Origin of the sequence: Streptomyces sp. 1114.5 (assembly GCF_003635085.1) — a bacterium.
Taxonomy (GTDB): domain Bacteria; phylum Actinomycetota; class Actinomycetes; order Streptomycetales; family Streptomycetaceae; genus Kitasatospora.
On record NZ_RBXE01000001.1, the window covers coordinates 459,651 to 478,482 of the forward strand.

Sequence of the window (18,832 nt, forward strand, 5' to 3'; positions counted from 1 at the left end):
GCATGGCCAACGAGACAGAGGTCGCGGCCGGCGTCACGGAGGAGTCCGTACGCCAGGCGCTGGCGACCGTCAACGACCCGGAGATCAACCGCCCGATCACCGAGATCGGCATGGTGAAATCGGTCGAGATCGCCGAGGGCGGCGCGGTGCGCGTCGCGGTCTACCTGACGGTCTCCGGCTGCCCGATGCGCGACACCATCGTCACCCGGGTCCGCGAGGCGGTCGGCAGGATCCCCGGCGTGACCGGTGTCGAGGTCGAGCTCGACGTGATGAGCGACGAGCAGCGCAAGGAGCTCTCCCAGCTGCTGCGCGGCGGCGCCCCCGAGCGGGAGATCCCGTTCGCCAAGCCGGGCACGCTGACCCGGGTCTACGCCGTCGCCTCCGGCAAGGGCGGCGTCGGCAAGTCCTCGGTGACGGTCAACCTGGCGGCCGCGATGGCCGCGGACGGCCTGAAGGTCGCCGTGGTGGACGCCGACATCTACGGCCACAGCGTGCCGCGCATGCTGGGCGTCGAGGGCCGGCCGACCCAGGTCCAGGACATGATCATGCCGCCGCAGGCGAACGGCGTGAAGGTCATCTCGATCGGCATGTTCACCCCGGGCAACGCCCCGGTGGTCTGGCGCGGCCCGATGCTGCACCGCGCGCTCCAGCAGTTCCTGGCCGACGTGTACTGGGGCGACCTGGACGTGCTGCTGCTGGACCTGCCGCCCGGCACCGGCGACATCGCGATCTCGGTGGCCCAGCTGGTGCCCAACGCGGAGATCCTGATCGTCACCACCCCGCAGATGGCCGCCGCCGAGGTGGCCGAGCGGGCCGGCACCATCGCCGTGCAGACCCACCAGAAGATCGTCGGCGTCATCGAGAACATGTCCGGCATGCCGTGCCCGCACTGCGACGAGATGATCGACGTCTTCGGCACCGGCGGCGGCCAGACCGTCGCGGACGCGCTGACCCGCACGGTCGGCGCGACCGTCCCGGTGCTCGGCTCGATCCCGATCGACGTCCGGCTGCGCGAGGGCGGCGACGACGGCCGCCCGGTCGTGCTCTCCGCCCCCGACTCCCCGGCCGGCGCCGCCCTGCGCGCGGTGGCCGGCAAGCTCGGCGGCCGCCAGCGCGGGCTGTCCGGGATGTCGCTCGGACTGACGCCCAAGAACAAGTTCTGATCCGGTGATCGGCTCGGCCCCCAGGGCTGAGGCGAGCAGCGGCAGGGGCCGGTGATCCACGGATCACCGGCCCCTGCGTTTCGGCTGCAGGTCCTACGGCCGGGTGTAGGCGGCCAGGTCGGGGACGGTGCAGAAGCCGATGCCGTAGGCACTGACACCGCGGCCGTAGGCGCCGAGCAGGACGCCGGGGGCCTCGCCGGCCAGCACCCAGCCGTACTCGGACTCTCGGTAGCGGAAGGGCTGCGGCAGGCCGTTGACCGGCAGGCTGAGGGTGGACCAGCCGGGGCCGGCCAGGTCGTCGGCGAGGTCCCAGGCGAGGCTGCTCTGCTGGTCCAGCCAGTCCTGGCGCAGCGTACGGTCCAGCTGGCCGGGCCAGGTCGCGGCGAGCAGGCCGGAGCCGGCCAGCCAGGCGGCGGAGGACGCGGAGGTCGCCTCCAGGGTGCCGGTGTTGTCGGCGCTGCGGCGGCTGTCCCGGCGGGCCATGGTGACCACGGCCGCGAACTTGCGCATGTCGCGCGGCTCGTACTGCTTGGCCGGCTCGTCGCCGTGGCCGAGCGAGCCGTAGTCGACGCTGCCCGTGGCCCGGCCGCCGGCGCCGGCCTGCATCAGGTAGCGGCGGCCGGTCCAGCCCTCGTCCAGCCCGTACCAGGGGAAGTCCGCGGACAGGTAGGGCACCAGCGGGTCCGCCGGGCCGGCCTGTCCGCCGACCACCGGGCCGCCGGCCGTGACCGTCGCCCCTCCCGCCTGACTCGTCGCGTCCATCCCCGGGCCTCCTCAAACGCACGTCGCCTGCCGTGGCGCGCTCCCATGGTGGCGTACCGCGGCGTTCCCGGGGGCCGGTCCCGGGCCATGACGGCGCGGAATGTGACGGACGGCTCAGCGGGAACAATCAGCACAATAGCGGCGCACACGCCACCGCCCCGCTCAGCCGGGCGGCCGGGCGGGGCGGTGGCGTGCTGCCGGGGCGTCGTACCGGAGCCCCCGTCAGGTGCCGCTCAGGCGGCGGTCAGGGGCCGGTCAGGTCGCGTCGGGGTCGAACGGGGGGCGCTCGCCGGCCGTTAGCGGGGCCCCGGCGGAGGCGGGCGCCGGGCCGGACTTCTCGAAGCTGACGCTGCCGCTGCGGCCGTTCACCGGCGCCGCCGGCTTGTCGTCCAGGACGGAGCGGATGTCCAGCGAGTCCTTCATGTCCTTGAGGCCCAGTGGGTCCTCGTCGCCGCCCATGAGCTGCTTGCGGACGAAGGTCTTGGGGTTGAGGTCCTCGAACTCGAAGTCCTTGAACTCGGGGCCGAGCTCGCTGCGGATGTCCTCCTTCGCGTTGTCGGCGAAGGAGCGGACCTTCCGGATGAAGCCCATGGTGTCCTGGATCAGCTTCGGCAGCTTGTCCGGACCGAAGATGATGATCGCCATCACGATCAGGGTCAGGATCTCCAGCCCACCTACGTCGCTGAACACCTTTGCTCCCTAGCTCGTCGGACGACGGTTCCTATCAGGGTAATGGCCACCGGCGAGTCCCTGGTCCACGCTGCGATGAAGCCGTGGTAAAGACCTGCCGGTGGCCGGGTGCGTCGAGCCAGGGGAGGCTGCCTGTCCGGAGGCGCTCCGGGACGGGCGCTAGCGGATCTGCTGGCGCTGGGCGGCGACGCCGCCGGGGCGCTCCGGGGACGACGGCGGGGATGCCTCGCGGGTCGCGGCGATCGGGCGGCCGGGGAAGTCCACCGGGACCTGCGCGTTCATCGGGACGAGGCCGCCCCGGCCGGTACCGGCGTTGCCGCCGGCCGGGCTGACGGTCGTACCGTGCCGGTCCTCGCCCTGCGGGCTGAGCCCGCCGACGCTGCCGAGCGTGACCGCGGCGACGGAGAAGGCGCCCGCCGCGGCGAAGACCAGGCGACGCCCCCGCGCGGGGGTGCGGACGGCGGTGGCGGCCGGCTGCGGCCGGGCGGCCCGGTCCGGTCCGGCGGTGGGCTCGGGGCGGGCGGAGCGCCGGCCCATCAGCGGCCGCAGCCCGGTGCCGCGCCCGAAGGCGCGCGGGTCGACCCCGGGCACCGGGGTGTCCGCGCCGAGCGCGCCCGCGCCGAAGGAGGCCCCGGCGCCGCGGCCGAAGGAGCCGCCGGTGAGCCGGCTGCCGCCGAGCGTGCCGGTGGCGGCGACCCCGCCGCCGGGCAGGTCGTCGTCGTCATCGCGGCGCCCGTGCCCGGGCGGCCAGCCGCCGTCCGCCGGGCCGTCCTCGGGGAGGTTGCCGACGGCCATCAGCCGGGCCATCAGCGAGGAGGACGGGCCGGGCGTGCCGGTGCCGGTCAGCAGGTGCTTGACGGCGCGGCCCTCGTCGGCCTCGGCGAGGCACTGCGGGCAGGTCGCCAGGTGGGCCTGGACCCGCTCGCGCGAGTCGTGGCCGAGTTCGCCGTCCAGGAAGGCGGACAGCCGCTCGCCGAGGTGGTGCTCCTCTGCGGCGGGCTCGGCGGGCCGTACGGGCAGCGCGTGCAGGGCCGTGTCGGCGGGCAGCGCCAGCGCGGGCAGCACGGGCTCACCGGGTTCGTCGGTACCGCGACGACCCGGCAGGGCCCAGCCCCGCCGGTTCAGGGACCGGCCGGACGAGTCCGACCGGTCCGAGCCGGACCGGCTGGTTCCGCTCACGATCGCCTCCGTCCGCGCCCACCGGGCGCGACCGCGACCTCCACCGCGCCGACGCCGACCGGCACCGGCTCCTCCGAGCCGCCGCGGCGCTCACGGCCGGGGGCCGAGCCGGGGGCACGGTGCTTGAGTGCGGCGCGCAGGTGCGAGCGGCCGCGGTGGATGCGGCTGCGGACGGTGCCGAGCTTGACGCCCAGCGTGGCGGCGATCTCCTCGTACGACAGGCCCTCGATGTCGCAGAGCACCACGGCGGCGCGGAACTCCGGGGCGAGGGTGTCCAGGGCCTGCTGGACGTCGGCGTCGAAGTGGGTGTCGCTGAAGTGCTGCGCCGGGCTGGGCTCGCGGGAGGCGAGCCGCTCGGCCGCGTCCTCGCCGAGCGCGTCGAAGCGGATGCGCTGGCGGCGGCGGACCATGTCCAGGAACAGGTTGGTGGTGATCCGGTGCAGCCAGCCCTCGAACGTGCCGGGGGTGTAGGTGGACAGCGAACGGAAGACCCGGACGAAGACCTCCTGGGTGAGGTCCTCGGCGTCGTGCTGGTTGCCCGTCAGACGGTAGGCGAGCCGGTACACGCGGGCGCTGTGCGCCTCGACGATCTCCTCCCAGCTGGGCGGAGTCCAGGTCTGCGCGTCGGGGCCCTCGGCGAAGGTCGCGAGGGCGGGGGCCTCGGTGGTACCGGCAGCCGGCGTCTCGGCGGCGGGCTGGTCCAGATCGGAGTGCGCAGGCTGGTTCATCACGGGCTTCGGCGTACGGGCCGACGCGGTGCCGCGGGAGTGCCGCCGCACGGGGACGTCGCCCTCGGCCACACCTCCTCGGTCGGCTCTTCTGCCCAGCAGGGCCACCACCATATCCACCTCACCCGTCAAGCCCGGATAAAAGTGCCCGGGAGGTCTCCCGTACCCGGTCCGAGATGACAACGGCCCGCCGCCGTACGCGGTTCCCGCCCGGCCAGTAATCTGTGGCAGGAAATATCGACATCCCCCGGCACCGGGCCGCCACCCGGGGCTCCGAAAGAGGCAGCCATCAGCGAGTTCGGGCCCGCGCGCGCGGCCCTCGCCGACACCTACGTGGGCGAGGACGCCGTGCTCACCTACGCCCGGGCGCAGTCCGCGCGGACCGGCATACGGGCGATCGGGCCGAGCGGCGGGGCCTGCCTGCGGCTGCTGGCGGCCGCCCTGGACGCCAAGGCGGTGGCCGAGATCGGCACCGGCACCGGGGTGTCCGGGGTCTACCTGCTGCGCGGGATGCGGCCGGACGGCGTCCTGACCACGGTCGACTCCGAGCCGGTGCGCCAGCAGCTGGCCCGCGAGGCGTACCACGCGGCCGGGTTCGCGGCCAACCGCTCCCGGTTCATACCGGGCCGGGCCCTGGACGTGCTGCCCCGGCTCGCCGACGGGCAGTACGACCTGGTGTTCTGCGACGGCGACCCGGCCGAGTCCCGCGAGTACCTACTGGAGTCGCTGCGACTGCTGCGGCCGGGCGGGATGGTCTGCTTCGAGGGCGTCTTCCAGGAGGGCCGGCTGGCCGAGCCGGAACTGCAGGACCCGCAGACCGGCGCGGTCCGGGACCTGGTCCGGGACGTCCGGGAGAGCGAGGCCCTGCTGCCGGCGCTGCTGCCGGTCTCGGACGGGCTGCTCTGCGCGGTCAAGCGTTAGGACGTGCCCGTCGGGCCTTCCCGACGTGCCCGGCGGGCCTTCCCGGGGCCTCGGAAAACGCGCGGACCCGGGCCGACATGACGTCGTACCCGGGCCCGGCAGCGCATCTCCAGGAGATGGTGAGCACCCGCTGCGGTCAGCCGCAGGCCTTCTTCAGGGCCTCGCCGAGGGCGTCGGCCTCGTCAGGCGTGAGCTCCACCACGAGGCGTCCGCCGCCTTCGAGCGGAACGCGCATGATGATGCCCCGCCCCTCTTTGGTGACTTCGAGCGGGCCGTCACCCGTCCGCGGCTTCATGGCCGCCATGCTCGTTCCCCTTCCTGCAACCGCTCAGCTACGCACCGGCAGTCCGTCCACCGCCGGTATCGAACGCATTGATCGGAAGCCATTATCCCGCATGCCACGGGCTGATGACCAACATCACTCTCGGTGCAACCTCGGCCGGACCGCCCCCAACCGTGGCAATTCGCGTCATAAGCCCCGGCGTGGCGGCGGTACGGGCCGTACGGGAAGGTGCGATACCTCACACTCCCCAGGCCACCGCGTGCTCCGGCATCCTGGCACACGACACCGACACCACGACGACCACCGGGGAGCCCTCGCCCATGTCCGATTCCGTGCTGTACGAGCTGGACGGCGGCCTGGCCGTCATCACCATCAACCGCCCCGAGGCGATGAACGCCCTCGACGTGGCCACCAAGGTCGCGCTGCGCGACACCGTGACCGCCGCGGCCGAGGACCCGGAGGTCCGGGCCGTCCTGCTGACCGGGGCGGGCGAGCGCGCGTTCTGCGTCGGGCAGGACCTGAACGAGCACCTGGCGATGCTGAAGCAGGCCGAGGAGACCGGCGAAGGTGCGCTGCGGACCGTCGCCGAGCACTACAACCCGCTGACCAGGGCGCTGGCCGGGATGCGCAAGCCGACCGTGGCCGCGGTCGGCGGGGTGGCGGCCGGCGCGGGCGCCTCGCTCGCCTTCGCCTGCGACTTCCGGATCCTGTCCGACCGGGCCGGCTTCAACACCGCCTTCGCCGGGATCGGCCTGACTGCCGACTCGGGCGCCTCCTGGACGCTCCCCCGGCTCGTCGGGCACGCCAAGGCCACCGAGCTGCTGATGCTGCCCCGGACGGTCAAGGCCGCCGAGGCGATGGAGCTGGGCCTGGCCACCAAGGTGGTCCCGGCCGAGGAACTCGCCGCCACCGCACGGGTCTTCGCCCGCGAGCTGGCCGAGGGCCCGACCGTCGCGTACGGCGCCATCAAGGCCTCGCTGGCGTACGGCGCCTCGCACTCGCTGGACGAACTCCTGGACAAGGAGGACGAGTTGCAGACCCTGGCCGGGGAGAGCGAGGACCACCGGATCGCGGTGCGCGCCTTCATCGCCAAGGAGAAGCCCAAGTACGTGGGCCGCTAGGACGGTTGACGGCCTAGGCCCGGCCCCGGCTCTGCACCTGACCCTGGCCCTGCATGCCGGTGCGGACGTGGCAGTCCGCGAGGTGGTCGTCCACCAGGCCGCAGGCCTGCATCAGGGCGTAGGCGGTGGTCGGGCCGACGAAGCGGAAGCCCGCCTTCTTCAGCGCTTTCGCCAGTGCCGTCGACTCGGGCGTGACGGCCGGCACCTCGCTCAGCGCGCGGGGGGCCGGCCGGCCCGGCTCCGGGGCGAACCCCCAGATCAGCGCATCCAGTCCGCCCTCCAGCTCGCGGGCGACCCGCGCGTTGGCGATCGCCGCGTCGATCTTCGCCCGGTTGCGGATGATCCCGGCGTCGGCGAGCAGCCGCTCCCGGTCGGTCTCGCCGAACTCGGCGACCTCGGCGATCCGGAAGCCGGCGAACGCGGCCCGGAAGCCCTCGCGGCGGCGCAGGATGGTCAGCCAGGACAGCCCGGACTGGAAGGCCTCCAGGCAGACCCGCTCGAACAGCGCGTCGTCGCCGTGCACCGGGCGGCCCCACTCGGTGTCGTGGTAGATCCGGTAGTCGTCGGTGGAGTCGCCCCAGGCGCAGCGGAGCAGGCCGTCCGCGCCGAGCACCGCACCGGCGACGGCGGGCTCGGTCACTGGTCCTTCACCGGCTTCGCGTCCTCGGGCGCGGGGGCCGGCGGCTCGGCCGAGGGCGTGGTGAGTGCGACGGCCGGTTCGACCACCTTGGCGAACTGCTCCAGGCCGGGCAGCGGTTCGGCCGCCGGGTCGGGGCCGTTGGTCGCCTCGACCGCGCCGCGCAGGTGGGCGGCGGCCTCCAGTTCGGCGATCCGCGCGTCCCGGTAGGCGAGCTCGGCGCCGAGGCGGTCCAGGACGTCGTCCACCTCGTCCATCCGGTAGCCGCGCAGGGCCATCGGCAGGCGCAGCTCGTCCACGTCCGCCTTGCCCAGCGGGCGGTCCTGCGGCAGCCGCGCGGCGATGCGGTCGGGTACCGCCTCCGGCATCGAGCCGCCCCCGCCGAGCGCCACCAGGGCGGCGCCGCCGACCACCACGGCCATGGCGACCACGATCACCCAGAACACGAGCTGTCCTCCCGAACTCCCGGCCGGTCCTCGTCCACGTGCCGGGGAACCAGACTGATCATGACAGCATGGTCCCCTAGTGAGGCCGGGGGCCATCATCGCACCCGCAGGAGCTCTGGAGGAGACATCGGTGGCACTGCGCCTGGGACCGCGGGAATTCGGTGACGACGAGCTGGTGATCATGGCGATCGTCAACCGGACCCCGGACTCCTTCTTCGACAAGGGCGCCACCTTCGCCGACGAGGCCGCCTTCGCCGCCGCCGACCGCGCGATGGCCGAGGGCGCGGCGATCCTGGACATCGGCGGGGTGAAGGCCGGGCCGGGCGACGAGGTCACGGTCGAGGAGGAGCTGCGGCGCACCGTCCCGTTCGTGGCCGAGCTGCGCAAGCGCCACCCCGACGCCGTGATCAGCGTGGACACCTGGCGGCACGAGGTCGGCGAGGCGGTCTGCGAGGCGGGCGCGGACCTGCTGAACGACGCCTGGGGCGGGGTCGACCCGAAGCTCGCCGAGGTCGCCGCCCGGCACGACGTCGGGCTGGTCTGCACCCACGCGGGCGGCGTCGAGCCGCGGACCCGCCCGCACCGGACCGGGTACGAGGACGTGATGGCGGACATCCTGCGGGTGACCGTCGGCCTGGCCGAGCGCGCGGTGCAGCTGGGCGTGCGGCGGGACGCGGTGATCATCGACCCGGGGCACGACTTCGGCAAGAACACCCGGCACTCGCTGGAGGCCACCCGGCGGCTGCCGGAGATGACCGCGACCGGCTTCCCCGTGCTGGTCTCGCTCTCCAACAAGGACTTCGTCGGCGAGACCCTGGACAAGCCGGTGGACGAGCGGCTGCTCGGCACCCTGGCGACCACGGCGGTCTCGGCCTGGCTGGGCGCGCAGGTCTACCGGGTGCACCAGGTCGCGGAGACCCGGCAGGTGCTGGACATGGTCGCCTCGATCCGGGGCACCCGCCCCCCGGCGGTCGCCCGCCGGGGGCTGGCGTGAGCTGCCCTCCTGACGTTCGGCTCGCGCCGAGCGTGGGAGGCCGCCAGGGCCTGGGAGGCCGCTAGATCTCGTTCACCGGCCGGCGGGCGTCGGCGAGGATCTTCATGACCTCGTCGACCTCGTCGGTGATGTGGAAAAGCTCCAGGTCGTGCGGAGCCGCCTTGCCCTGCGCGACCAGGGTGTTCTTCAGCCACTCGAAGAGGCCGCCCCAGTACGCGGTGCCGTAGAGGATCACCGGGAAGCGGGTGACCTTCTTCGTCTGCACCAGGGTGAGCGCCTCGAACAGCTCGTCCAGGGTGCCGAGGCCGCCGGGCAGGACCACGAAGCCCTGCGCGTACTTCACGAACATCGTCTTGCGGACGAAGAAGTAACGGAAGTTCAGCCCGAGGTCGACGAACTCGTTGAGACCCTGCTCGAAGGGCAGCTCGATGCCGAGCCCGACGCTGAGGCCGCCGGCCTCGGAGGCGCCGCGGTTGGCGGCCTCCATGGCGCCCGGGCCGCCGCCGGTGATCACCGCGTAGCCGGCCTCGGCGAGGGCCCGGCCGATGGCCACGCCGGCCTCGTACTCGGGCGAGTCGGCCGGGGTCCGGGCGGAGCCGAACACGCTGACCGCGGGCGGGAGTTCGGCGAGGGCGCCGAAGCCCTCGACGAATTCGGAGGTGATCCGCAGCACCCGCCACGGATCGGTGTGCAGCCAGTCGGTGGGGCCCGTGGTGTCCAGCAGGCGCTGGTCCGTGGTGCTCGTGCCGACCTGGTCCCGGCGCACCAGCACCGGGCCCTTCTGCTTCTCGGGCCAGGCCTTCTTCTTCCGCGGCTCGCCGACCTGCTCGGGGCCGTGTCCGTAGTGCTTCTCGTCTCCTGTGCCTGTCATGACGAAACCCTACGCCCGCCTTCCCACGTTTTCAGGAAACGGGGGAAGGTCGCTTGGGCAACCGGAAGATGGCGTTCGACCGTTGATCGGATCAGCCTCCCGGGGTGGGGACTCAGCTGGTCAGCCAGGCGCGCAGCCGCTCCTCGGCTTCCGCGATGGCGCTCAGCGAGCAGTGCTCCTCGCGCTTGTGCGCCAGGTTCGGGTCGCCGGGGCCGTAGTTGACCGCCGGGACGCCCAGCGCGCTGAACCGGGCGACGTCCGTCCAGCCGAACTTGGCCCGGGCCTGGCCGCCGGTGGCCGTCAGGAAGGCCTTCGCGGCCGGCTGGGACAGGCCGGGCAGAGCGCCCGCGGCGAAGTCCGTCACGGTCAGCTCGAAGCCGTCGAAGACCTCACGCACGTGCTTCTCCGCCTCCGCCTCGCTGCGGTCCGGCGCGTAGCGGAAGTTGACCGTGACGACGCACTCGTCCGGGATCACGTTGCCGGCCACGCCGCCGTCGATCCGCACCGCGTTCAGGCCCTCGCGGTACTCCAGGCCGTCGATCTCCACCCGGCGCGGCTGGTAGTTCGCCAGCCGGGTCAGCACCTCGGCGGCGTGGTGGATGGCGTTGTCGCCGAGCCAGCTGCGGGCCGCGTGGGCGCGCACGCCGGTGAGCCGGACCTGCGCCCGCAGGGTGCCCTGGCAGCCGCCCTCGACCATGCCGCCGCTGGGCTCCATGAGCACCGCGAAGTCGGCGGCCAGCCACTCCGGGTGCTCCTTGACCAGGTGGCCGAGGCCGTTGCGGTGGGCCTCCACCTCCTCGCAGTCGTAGAACACGAAGGTGAGGTCGCGGTTGGGCTCGGGCAGGGTGGCGGCGAGCCGCAGCTGGACGGCCACGCCGGCCTTCATGTCCGAGGTGCCGCAGCCGTAGAGCAGGTCGCCGTCGACGTACGAGGGCAGGTTGTCGGCGATCGGCACGGTGTCCAGGTGGCCGGCGAGCACGACCCGCTCGTCGCGGCCGAGGTTCGTGCGGGCGACCACGTTGTTGCCGTACCGGTCCACGGTGAGGTGCGGGTAGGCGCGCAGGGCGGCCTCCACGGCGTCGGCGAGCGCCTGCTCGTCGCCGCTCACCGAGGGGAAGTCGACGAGCCGGGCGGTCAGCGTGCCGCCGTCGAGAGTGAGGTCCAGGGGCGTCGGATTCGGGCTGCTCATGGCGCCAGCCTAGTCCGCGGGCCGTACACCCCGGGGGGCCAGCAGGCGGCCCCGCCCCGAGCCGCGTCACAGAGCGAGCGGCGCGAATCCCGCCCCGAGCAGGATCACAGAGCGAGCGGCGCGAATCCCGCCCCGAGCAGAATCACAGGGCGAGCGGCGCGAATCCCGCCCCGAGCCGAAGGGGCGCGCCGGTGCCGAAAGGGAGAAGCGAGGAGGCCCGAGGAACGAGGGCCTTGGCGCGCCGACCGTCGGCGCCGGATCGGAGCGCCCCGGAGGCGAGCGGCGCGAATAGCAGCAACCGGGGGGCGCCGCACATCCGTCCGAGTGGGTACGGTGTCGGATCAAGGAGCAGGTGCGAGAGGGGCGACGGTGGCCAGGAGAAGGAGCAGCGAGGAGCTGGGCGACGAGACGGAGCCCGCCCGTCGCCGCGGGCCGCTGCGCGCCCTGCTGTTGGTGATCGTCGGGCTGCTGGGCCTCGCGCTGGTCGCGGGTCTGGCCGTCGTGGGGATCTGGTGGTTCGGCTTCAAGCCGGGCGAGTCCGAGGGCTGCACGGTGAAGACCGCGGCCGGCAACGGCACCCTGGAGCTGCCGCAGGCCGCCAACGCGGCGACGATCGCCGCGGTGGCGCGCTCGCGCGGCCTGCCGGACCGGGCGACCGCGATCTCGCTGGCGACCGCGATGCAGGAGTCCAAGCTGCGCAACCTCGCGGGCGGTGACCGGGACTCGATCGGCCTGTTCCAGCAGCGGCCCTCGATGGGCTGGGGCACCCCGGCGCAGATCTCGGACCCGGTGTACGCGACCAACAAGTTCCTGGACGGCCTGGTCAAGGTCCCCGGCTACACCCGGCTGCCGCTGACCGACGCCGCCCAGGCGGTGCAGAAGAGCGGCTACCCGCAGGCCTACGCCAAGCACGAGACCAAGGCGACCCTGCTGACGTCGGCACTGGCCGGCCGTGAGCCCGCCTCGTTCTCCTGCATCGTGCACGACTACGCCAAGCCGGATCCGGCGGACTCCGCCTCCCCGACGGCGGGCGCCCCCGCCGCGGGCGCCTCGGCCACCCCGGCCGCGGTGCCGGACCGGGCCCAGGTGCTGGCCGACCGGGTGCGCCGGGAGTTCGGCCGTACGGTCACGCCGGCCACCGGGTACGCCTCGACGATCAAGGGGGCCGAGAACGCGGTCTCGCTGACCCCGGACCCGGCGACCGCCGCGCTGACCTCCTCGTCGGACTCCGGCGCGGACGGCGGGGTGAGCGCCGAGCGGGCCAGCGGTTGGGAGGTCGCGCACTGGGCGGTGGCCCAGGCCCAGCAGTTGGGCATCGCGACGGTGGCCTACGACGGGAAGATCTGGCGCAAGAGCACGTCCGGGGACGGCTGGCAGTCGCAGACCTCGGGCACCTCGACCAAGCTCGTCCAGGTCACCCTGGCACCGTCCGACAAGAGCTGACGCACAGACGTTCGGGTTGCCGCCGGACGGGTGATTCCGGTCAACCCCGGTGGACCCGACCCCCATTCCGGCGACCCGCGGTGGAGAACCGTCACTTCCCTTGGCCGCGACCGGTTCGGCGCCGCCCCGCGGGGCTCGGCAGGCGCCCTCGCGGCAGTCATACGATCCGATCGTCGGTCAGACACTTTCCTTGCACCGGCCGAAACCTTCTGGCTTCTCAAGCGGTAACAACCTCGTCCGCCCGGTCGTCCGCACCCGGTCGCTCGCGGGCGGACGGGACGGACCCAGACCCCCTTCGAGGAGCCCCATGTCTCACCCCCTCACGCGCCGGATCGCCCAGGCCGCGCTCGTCGTGGCCGCCGGAGCGACCCCGCTGGTCGCGGCCGGCTCCGCGTCCGCACTGGGCGGGGACGCCCTGCTGCCCAAGAGCGACCTCGCGGCGCCGCTGGGCCAGCTGACCAACACCGACACCGGTTCCACCCTGCAGCACACCACCCACCAGCTCGGCCAGGCCGCCGGCACCACCGGTGCGGCCACCGTCGCCGCGGGCGTACCGGCCTCCGCCGACGCGGCCGGCAACATCATCGCCCACCAGCTCCCGGAGGCGAACGAGAAGGCCAGCTCGCTGACCGCGCCGGTCGACCAGACCGCCGCCACCACCGGCCAGCTCTCCGCCGTCACCCCGAAGGTCGCCTCGGCGCTGGCCGGCAAGCTCGGCGAGGCCGTCACCGGCAAGGGCGCGGAGAACCGCAGCGCCAACGCCGGCAGCAGCCCGGTCGGCGGGCTCGCCCAGGCGGGCTCCGTCGCCCAGGCCCTGCCGGGCGCCGACAAGCTCTCCGGTGCCGTCCCCGGCACCAACGCCGTCACCGACGCCCTGCCGCTGGGCTCGGTGGAGCGTGCGCTGCCGCTCGGCTCGGTCGAGCACACGCTGGCCGGCGCGCCCGGCACCGACGTCCTGGGCCTGGCCGAGCACGGCTCGGCCAACCGCCTCGGCGGCGCCGACCTCGGCCCGAACAACCCGCTGTCCGGCCTGACCGGCGCGCTCGGCCCGGTCGGCGGGCTGCTGAACGGCGTCAACGGCGGCAGCATCAGCGGCCTCCCGCTCTAGGCCGTGCTCTAGGCCCTCGCCGGGGGCGGCCCGCGCGGCCGTCCTCATGCCGAAGGGGCTGGTGTTCCTCCGCGGAACACCAGCCCCTTCGGCGTGCGGTCGCCGTACGCCGGTCAGCGTGCCCCGTTCAGCCGCTCCACCGCCGCCGCGACCCGCTCGTCGGTCGCGGTGAACGCGACCCGGACGAAGCGCTCGCCGGCCGGCCCGTAGAAGTCGCCGGGCGCCACCAGGATGCCCAGCCCGGCCAGTTCGGCCACGGTCTCCCAGCACGGGCGGTCCTGGGTCGCCCACAGGTAGAGGCTCGCCTCCGAGTGCTCGATCCGGAAGCCGTACGCCTCCAGCGCGCTCCGCAGCGCCGAGCGCCGGGCTGCGTACCGCTCGCGCTGCTCGGCCACGTGCGCGTCGTCCGCGAGCGCGGCGACGGTCGCCGCCTGCACGGGGGCGGGCACGATCATTCCGCCGTGCTTGCGCACCTCCAGCAGCTCCTTGACCACCACCGGGTCGCCCGCGACGAAGGAGGCGCGGTAGCCGGCCAGGTTCGAGCGCTTGGAGAGCGAGTGGACGGCCAGCAGGCCCTCGTGGCCGCCGCCGCACACCTCCGGGTGGAGGACGGAGACCGGGTCGGCCTCCCAGCCCAGCTCCAGGTAGCACTCGTCGCTGACCAGCAGCGCCCCGTGCTCCCGGGCCCACTCGACGGCGCGGCGCAGCTCGTCCGCGGCCAGCACCCGGCCGGTCGGGTTGGACGGCGAGTTCACCCAGAGCAGGCGTACCCGGGAGCCGTCCAGCTCGTCCACCGAGTCGTACTCGACCGGCTCGGCGCCGCACAGGCGCGCGCCCACCTCGTAGGTCGGGTAGGCCAGGCGCGGGTAGGCGACCTGGTCGCCGGGGCCGAGGCCGAGCTGGGTCGGCAGCCAGGCCACCAGCTCCTTGGAGCCGACGGTCGGCAGGACCGCCTGCGGGCCGATCCCGGCGCCGACGCGGCGGTGCAGCCAGCCGGCGATCGCCTCGCGCAGCTCCAGCGGGCCCCAGACGGTCGGGTAGCCGGGCGTGTCGGTGTGCGCGGCCAGCGCCTTCTGGATCACCTCGGGGACCGGGTCCACCGGGGTGCCGACGGAGAAGTCGCAGAGGCCACCCGGGTGGGCCAGCGCGGTCTTCTTGTACGGCTCCAACTTGTCCCAGGGGAAGACGGGGAGCCGGTCGGAAACGCGGCGCGCCGCCCCCGGGTGGCCCGGGAACGGCGCGCGCGTGCTGTTGGTGCTCACAGCTTGGTAGCCACCGATCGTCAGTGGTCGGCGTTCTGCGGCGGCAGAGCGGCGATGAACGGGTGGTCACGCTCGATCAGGCCCAGCTTCGAGGCACCACCGGGCGAACCCAGGTCGTCGAAGAACTCGACGTTCGCCTTGTAGTAGTCCTTCCACTCCTCCGGAGTGTCGTCCTCGTAGAAGATCGCCTCGACCGGGCAGACCGGCTCGCATGCGCCACAGTCGACACACTCATCCGGGTGGATGTAGAGCGATCGCTCGCCCTCGTAGATGCAGTCAACCGGGCACTCTTCGATGCACGCCTTGTCCTTCACGTCGACACAAGGCTGCGCGATGACGTAGGTCACGCTGTCGTTCCTCCTCGGAAGGGCCTGGCGGCCCGTTCTGTTCTGCTCGCGTGCGCGGTGAGCGCGGCGTCGTCGATGCCCGCCCCTAGTATCGCGGGTCGGAGACCGCAAATGCACAGGAGGTGGTCAAGTGACGACCGGGAACCCCGCGGGCGACCGTCCGGAGGTCCGGATAGATCGCTCTGACGTGGGACGACGCGTGTCCGTCAGGCGCCTGTCGGAGTTCGTGGACGACCGTCCGGTCTTCCGCGATTCGATCGGCGTGCTCACATCGTGGGACGAACACGGGTTGACGATCGTGCCCCGCTCCGGCGAACCGGTCTCCTTCCCGGAGAAGCTGCTGGTCGCGGGCAAGGTCGTGCCGCCGTTCCCGGCCCGGCGCGCTCCGCTGCCGGTCGCCACGCCGCTCGAACTGCAGCGGATCGCCGGGCGCGGCTGGCCGGCCGTGGAGCAGGAGCCGCTCGGCGAGTGGACGCTGCGCGCCGCGGCCGGGTTCACCCGGCGGGCCAACTCCGTCCAGGCCCTCGGCGACCCGGGCGCGCCGCTGCCGCAGGCGCTGGCGGCCGTCCGCGACTGGTACGCGCAGCGCGGGCTGCCCGCGTACGTCGAGGTGGTCACCCCCGGGTCGCCGGACGCGCTGCGGTCCGAACTCGACCGGCTCGGCGCCGGGTACGCGCCCACCCTGGTCCGCACCGTCCCGCTGGCCGGGCTCGCCCGGGCCGGCTCCGGGCACGACCGGGTCCGGCTGGCGCGGACGGCCGACGCGGCCTGGCTGTCGGCGTACCGGCGGGTGAGCGGCGACCCGGCGGTGGAGGCGGCGGCCCGGCAGGTGCTGCACGGCGGTCCGTCGGTCTGGTTCGCCTCCGTGCCGGGCGCACCCGGGCAGCCGCCGCTGGCGATCGGACGCTGTGTCATCGACGGGCCCTGGGCCTGCTTCGGTGCGGTCGAGGTCCAGCCGTACGCCCGGCGGGCCGGGCTGGGGACGGCGGTCATGGCGGTGCTCGCCTCGCGCGCGGCGGAGGAGGGGGCGAGCGGCGGATACCTGCAGGTCGAGGCGGAGAACGCGGGGGCGATCGCGCTCTATGACGGACTCGGCTTCACGACCAGTCACACTTACCACTACGCCCTCCTTCCCCAGGGGTAGCGGTCGGGTCGTTTCCGCCCTTCCTGTCCGTCTTGTCCGTTCGTCCTTTCCGTTCGCCGTACGAAAGCCGTCGCCGTCACCGTGACCGAGCAGAGCAGAGACCGCTTCCGGACCGCCGCCCGCGCCGAGCAGCCCGACCCGGTGCTGCTCTGCCTGCTCGCCGCCGCCGAACACGGCCCGGCGCTCGACCCGGGCGACCCCGGCGAACCGCCGGGCGTGGACGCCCTGCTCGCTGCCTGCGAGGCCGCGCTGGACCGGCACGCGGCGGCCGTACGGCAGGCCGTCGCGGAGCGCGCGCCCGCCGGGCCCGAGGAGACCGCCGCCCTGCTCGCCGCCGTCCTGGGCGGGCGGGAGCGCTTCCACGGGCGGCAGGCGGACTACCGGCGGCTGGAGTCCTCGCTGCTGCCGGAGGTGCTGCGGCGGCGGCGCGGACTGCCGATCATGCTCTCGCTGGTGTGGACGGCGGTCGGGCGGCGCGCCGGGCTCAGCATCCACGGCATCGCGCTGCCCGGCCACTTCATCGTCGCCGTCGGCGGCCCGGCCGGCGGCGACGAGTACGTCCTGGCCGACCCGTTCCACGGCGGGCGGCTGCTCGACCAGGAGGACGTCCAGGGCCTGGTCGCCGCCGCCGGCGTCGAGTTCACGCCCGACCTGCTCACCCCGGCCCAACCGCTGGACATCGTGCTGCGGGTGCTCGGCAACATCCGCGCCTGGGCCGCCGATCGCCCCGAGCACGCCCGCACCCAGCTCTGGGCCACCGAACTCGCCCTGCTGCTCCCCCGGCACCCGGCCCAGCTCCGCCTGGAACGGGCCGAGCTCCTCGTCCGCACCGGGGACTTCCTCGGCGGCTCGGCCGAGATGGACGCGTACGCGCAGATCCTGGACGCCTTCGACCCGGACGGTGCCGCCAAGGTCCGCCAGGAGGCGCGGGCGGCGCGGCACCGGCTCAACTGACGGCCGTCCGCAGCGTTACAGCCAGCCCTTCTCGCGGGCGATCCGCACCGCCTCGGTCCGGTTGCGGGCCTCGGTCTTCTGGATCGCCATCGACAGGTAGTTGCGGACCGTCCCCTCGGACAGGTGCAGCCGCTTGGCGATGTCCGCGTTGACCGCGCCGTCGGCCGCCGCACCCAGGACGTCCCGCTCGCGCGGGGTCAGCGGGTTGGCGCCCTCGGCCAGCGCGGCCGCCGCCAGCGCCGGGTCGATGACCCGCTCGCCGCGCAGCACCCGGCGGATCGCCTCGGCCAGCTCGGAGGCGGGCGCGTCCTTCACCAGGAACGCGTCCGCCCCGGACTCCATCGCCCGGCGCAGGTAGCCCGGGCGGCCGAAGGTCGTCGCGATGACGACCTTGGTGCCCGGCGCCCGCCGGCGCAGCTCGGCGGCCGCCTCGATGCCCGTGATCCCCGGCATCTCGATGTCCAGCACGGCGACCTGCACGTCGTTCGCCAGCACCGCCGCCACCACCTCGTCCCCGCGCCCGACCTGCGCGACGACGTCGATGTCCCCCTCCAGCCCGAGCAGCGCGGCCAGCGCCTCCCGGACCATCCCCTGATCCTCGGCGAGCAGCACGCGGATCGAGGCCCCGTTCTGAATGTCACTCATGCCACGACCTTAGGGCGTGTCCGCGGCGGGGTATTTCGGTGGTCCGCGACTGCTCCCCGCGCCAGACTGGCCGGATGTCGACGCTGGAACTCCTCCGCCCCGACCACGCCGAGGCCGTGCTGGCCTTCGAACGGGCCAACCGCGCCTACTTCGCGCGCAGCATCCCGGACCGCGGCGACGCCTACTTCGCCGAGTTCGCCGCCCGCCACGCCGCCCTCCTCGCCGAACAGGCCGAGGGCGTCTGCCGGTTCCACGTCATCCGCGGCGCGGACGGGGAGGTCGTCGGCCGGGTCAACCTGATCGACCTCGTCGACGGCAGCGCCGAACTCGGCTACCGCATCGCCGAATCCGCGGCCGGCCGCGGCCTGGCGCGGGCCGCCGTCGCCGAGGTCTGCCGGCTCGCCGCCGCGGCGTACGGTCTGACCGCGCTGACCGCCGCCACCACTGTCGACAACGCCGCCTCCCGGGCCGTCCTCGCCCACAACGGCTTCCGGGTCAGGCACGAGTGCCGCCTTGGCGGCCGGCCCGGCCTCGCCTACCGCCGCGACCTCACCGACCTCCGCCCCTCGGCATAGCCGGACCAGCCGGGCTTACTCCAGCCAGCGCCGGGCGGCTTCGACGCTGTCGGCGCCGCTGGTGTTGAAGGCGATGGCGGCCCCGGGGGCGTGGCGCCGGACGAGGTTGACGACGAGTTCGAAGAACGGCAGCGCCGGTTCGGGCTTGCGGATGCCGCCGCCGATGACGACGACGTCCCAGGCGCGCCCCGCGAGCGCAGCGATGATCGCGGGCTCGGCGGTGGCGTCGGGGGCGACCAAGGTCATGGCGGCGTCGATGCCGTGCTCGGCGAAGCGGGCGAGTTCGGCGTCGAGGACGGCCCGCAGGCCGTCGCCGTCCATGCCTGGGACGGCGTGCGGGTCGAAGCCGAGGACGAGAACAGTGGTCATG

22 protein-coding genes are annotated in these 18,832 nt (G+C 73.9%); 9 read left to right on the plus strand and 13 right to left on the minus strand.

All coding sequences use genetic code 11. From position 1 onward, the window contains the following. Positions 1-2: 2 nt before the first annotated feature. Positions 3-1,163 carry an Mrp/NBP35 family ATP-binding protein gene (locus BX285_RS01920; RefSeq protein WP_097236370.1) on the plus strand — a complete coding sequence of 387 codons (1,161 nt, stop codon included), beginning with the start codon at positions 3-5 and terminating at the stop codon, positions 1,161-1,163. A gap of 93 nt (positions 1,164-1,256) precedes the next feature. Here BX285_RS01920 and BX285_RS01925 read toward each other — a convergent pair whose 3' ends face one another. From BX285_RS01925 to sigE, 4 genes are all read right to left on the minus strand, one after another. Continuing rightward, positions 1,257-1,925, minus strand: a complete 669-nt coding sequence (locus BX285_RS01925) for a hypothetical protein (RefSeq protein WP_183106980.1) — start codon at positions 1,923-1,925, stop codon at positions 1,257-1,259. Positions 1,926-2,180: 255 nt separating this feature from the next. After that, positions 2,181-2,615, minus strand: a complete 435-nt coding sequence (locus tag BX285_RS01930; protein WP_121174296.1) for a sec-independent translocase — start codon at positions 2,613-2,615, stop codon at positions 2,181-2,183. A gap of 159 nt (positions 2,616-2,774) precedes the next feature. Then, a complete protein-coding gene (locus tag BX285_RS01935; protein ID WP_121174297.1) occupies positions 2,775-3,794 on the minus strand; it encodes a zf-HC2 domain-containing protein in 1,020 nt (339 codons plus the stop codon). Beyond that, the gene (gene sigE, locus BX285_RS01940) at positions 3,791-4,522 is read right to left on the minus strand and encodes an RNA polymerase sigma factor SigE (protein ID WP_097240025.1); all 732 of its coding nucleotides are present in this window, start codon (positions 4,520-4,522) and stop codon (positions 3,791-3,793) included. Before sigE ends, BX285_RS01935 begins: the two co-directional genes overlap by 4 nt. 288 nt (positions 4,523-4,810) lie before the next feature. On the opposite strand from sigE, the gene BX285_RS01945 reads away from it, so the two are divergent. Next, complete coding sequence (locus tag BX285_RS01945; RefSeq protein ID WP_121174298.1) at positions 4,811-5,443, plus strand: O-methyltransferase; 633 nt, start codon at positions 4,811-4,813, stop codon at positions 5,441-5,443. Positions 5,444-5,579: 136 nt separating this feature from the next. Here the strand turns inward: BX285_RS01945 and BX285_RS01950 are convergent, their stop codons facing one another. Then, positions 5,580-5,747 (minus strand): DUF3117 domain-containing protein, encoded by a 168-nt coding sequence (locus tag BX285_RS01950; protein WP_014137929.1) that lies wholly within the window; start codon positions 5,745-5,747, stop codon positions 5,580-5,582. A gap of 299 nt (positions 5,748-6,046) precedes the next feature. Here BX285_RS01950 and BX285_RS01955 point away from each other — a divergent pair, with 299 nt between their 5' ends. Next, positions 6,047-6,847 (plus strand): enoyl-CoA hydratase-related protein, encoded by an 801-nt coding sequence (locus BX285_RS01955; RefSeq protein WP_121174299.1) that lies wholly within the window; start codon positions 6,047-6,049, stop codon positions 6,845-6,847. A gap of 13 nt (positions 6,848-6,860) precedes the next feature. On the opposite strand, the gene BX285_RS01960 is transcribed toward BX285_RS01955, so the two are convergent. Both BX285_RS01960 and BX285_RS01965 read right to left on the minus strand, forming a co-directional pair. Beyond that, positions 6,861-7,487: a DNA-3-methyladenine glycosylase I gene (locus BX285_RS01960; protein ID WP_121174300.1), complete on the minus strand. Its 627-nt coding sequence runs from the start codon at positions 7,485-7,487 to the stop codon at positions 6,861-6,863. Beyond that, entirely contained in the window at positions 7,484-7,930 is a 447-nt protein-coding gene (locus BX285_RS01965) for a DivIVA domain-containing protein (RefSeq protein WP_121174301.1), read from the minus strand. The genes BX285_RS01960 and BX285_RS01965 overlap by 4 nt, the downstream gene beginning before the upstream one ends. 181 nt (positions 7,931-8,111) lie before the next feature. Here BX285_RS01965 and folP point away from each other — a divergent pair, with 181 nt between their 5' ends. After that, positions 8,112-8,924, plus strand: a complete 813-nt coding sequence (gene folP, locus BX285_RS01970; protein ID WP_179853045.1) for a dihydropteroate synthase — start codon at positions 8,112-8,114, stop codon at positions 8,922-8,924. Positions 8,925-8,985: 61 nt separating this feature from the next. Here the strand turns inward: folP and BX285_RS01975 are convergent, their stop codons facing one another. Together BX285_RS01975 and dapE are read right to left on the minus strand one after the other, a co-directional pair. Further along, positions 8,986-9,795 (minus strand): TIGR00730 family Rossman fold protein, encoded by an 810-nt coding sequence (locus BX285_RS01975; protein ID WP_097236377.1) that lies wholly within the window; start codon positions 9,793-9,795, stop codon positions 8,986-8,988. Between the two features lie 112 nt (positions 9,796-9,907). After that, positions 9,908-10,984, minus strand: a complete 1,077-nt coding sequence (gene dapE / locus BX285_RS01980; RefSeq protein ID WP_121174302.1) for a succinyl-diaminopimelate desuccinylase — start codon at positions 10,982-10,984, stop codon at positions 9,908-9,910. A 369-nt stretch (positions 10,985-11,353) separates the two neighbouring features. On the opposite strand from dapE, the gene BX285_RS01985 reads away from it, so the two are divergent. Together BX285_RS01985 and BX285_RS38065 are read left to right on the plus strand one after the other, a co-directional pair. Next, positions 11,354-12,427, plus strand: a complete 1,074-nt coding sequence (locus BX285_RS01985) for a hypothetical protein (RefSeq protein WP_121174303.1) — start codon at positions 11,354-11,356, stop codon at positions 12,425-12,427. A 307-nt stretch (positions 12,428-12,734) separates the two neighbouring features. Beyond that, complete coding sequence (locus tag BX285_RS38065; protein WP_259470746.1) at positions 12,735-13,535, plus strand: hypothetical protein; 801 nt, start codon at positions 12,735-12,737, stop codon at positions 13,533-13,535. A 113-nt stretch (positions 13,536-13,648) separates the two neighbouring features. Here BX285_RS38065 and dapC read toward each other — a convergent pair whose 3' ends face one another. Both dapC and fdxA read right to left on the minus strand, forming a co-directional pair. Beyond that, positions 13,649-14,797 carry a succinyldiaminopimelate transaminase gene (gene dapC / locus BX285_RS01995; RefSeq protein ID WP_097236379.1) on the minus strand — a complete coding sequence of 383 codons (1,149 nt, stop codon included), beginning with the start codon at positions 14,795-14,797 and terminating at the stop codon, positions 13,649-13,651. Positions 14,798-14,817: 20 nt separating this feature from the next. Continuing rightward, positions 14,818-15,144 (minus strand): ferredoxin, encoded by a 327-nt coding sequence (gene fdxA, locus BX285_RS02000; protein ID WP_030061559.1) that lies wholly within the window; start codon positions 15,142-15,144, stop codon positions 14,818-14,820. A gap of 199 nt (positions 15,145-15,343) precedes the next feature. On the opposite strand from fdxA, the gene BX285_RS02005 reads away from it, so the two are divergent. Both BX285_RS02005 and BX285_RS02010 read left to right on the plus strand, forming a co-directional pair. Beyond that, positions 15,344-16,288, plus strand: coding sequence for an N-acetyltransferase (locus BX285_RS02005; protein ID WP_257032429.1), 945 nt, complete (start codon positions 15,344-15,346; stop codon positions 16,286-16,288). Between the two features lie 81 nt (positions 16,289-16,369). Beyond that, a complete protein-coding gene (locus tag BX285_RS02010) occupies positions 16,370-17,242 on the plus strand; it encodes a transglutaminase-like domain-containing protein (protein WP_121174304.1) in 873 nt (290 codons plus the stop codon). A gap of 15 nt (positions 17,243-17,257) precedes the next feature. On the opposite strand, the gene BX285_RS02015 is transcribed toward BX285_RS02010, so the two are convergent. Beyond that, complete coding sequence (locus BX285_RS02015; RefSeq protein ID WP_097236382.1) at positions 17,258-17,887, minus strand: response regulator transcription factor; 630 nt, start codon at positions 17,885-17,887, stop codon at positions 17,258-17,260. Between the two features lie 74 nt (positions 17,888-17,961). Here BX285_RS02015 and BX285_RS02020 point away from each other — a divergent pair, with 74 nt between their 5' ends. Beyond that, a complete protein-coding gene (locus BX285_RS02020; protein ID WP_121174305.1) occupies positions 17,962-18,462 on the plus strand; it encodes a GNAT family N-acetyltransferase in 501 nt (166 codons plus the stop codon). Positions 18,463-18,477: 15 nt separating this feature from the next. On the opposite strand, the gene BX285_RS02025 is transcribed toward BX285_RS02020, so the two are convergent. Further along, positions 18,478-18,831 carry a hypothetical protein gene (locus tag BX285_RS02025; RefSeq protein WP_097236384.1) on the minus strand — a complete coding sequence of 118 codons (354 nt, stop codon included), beginning with the start codon at positions 18,829-18,831 and terminating at the stop codon, positions 18,478-18,480. Position 18,832: the final 1 nt, after the last annotated feature.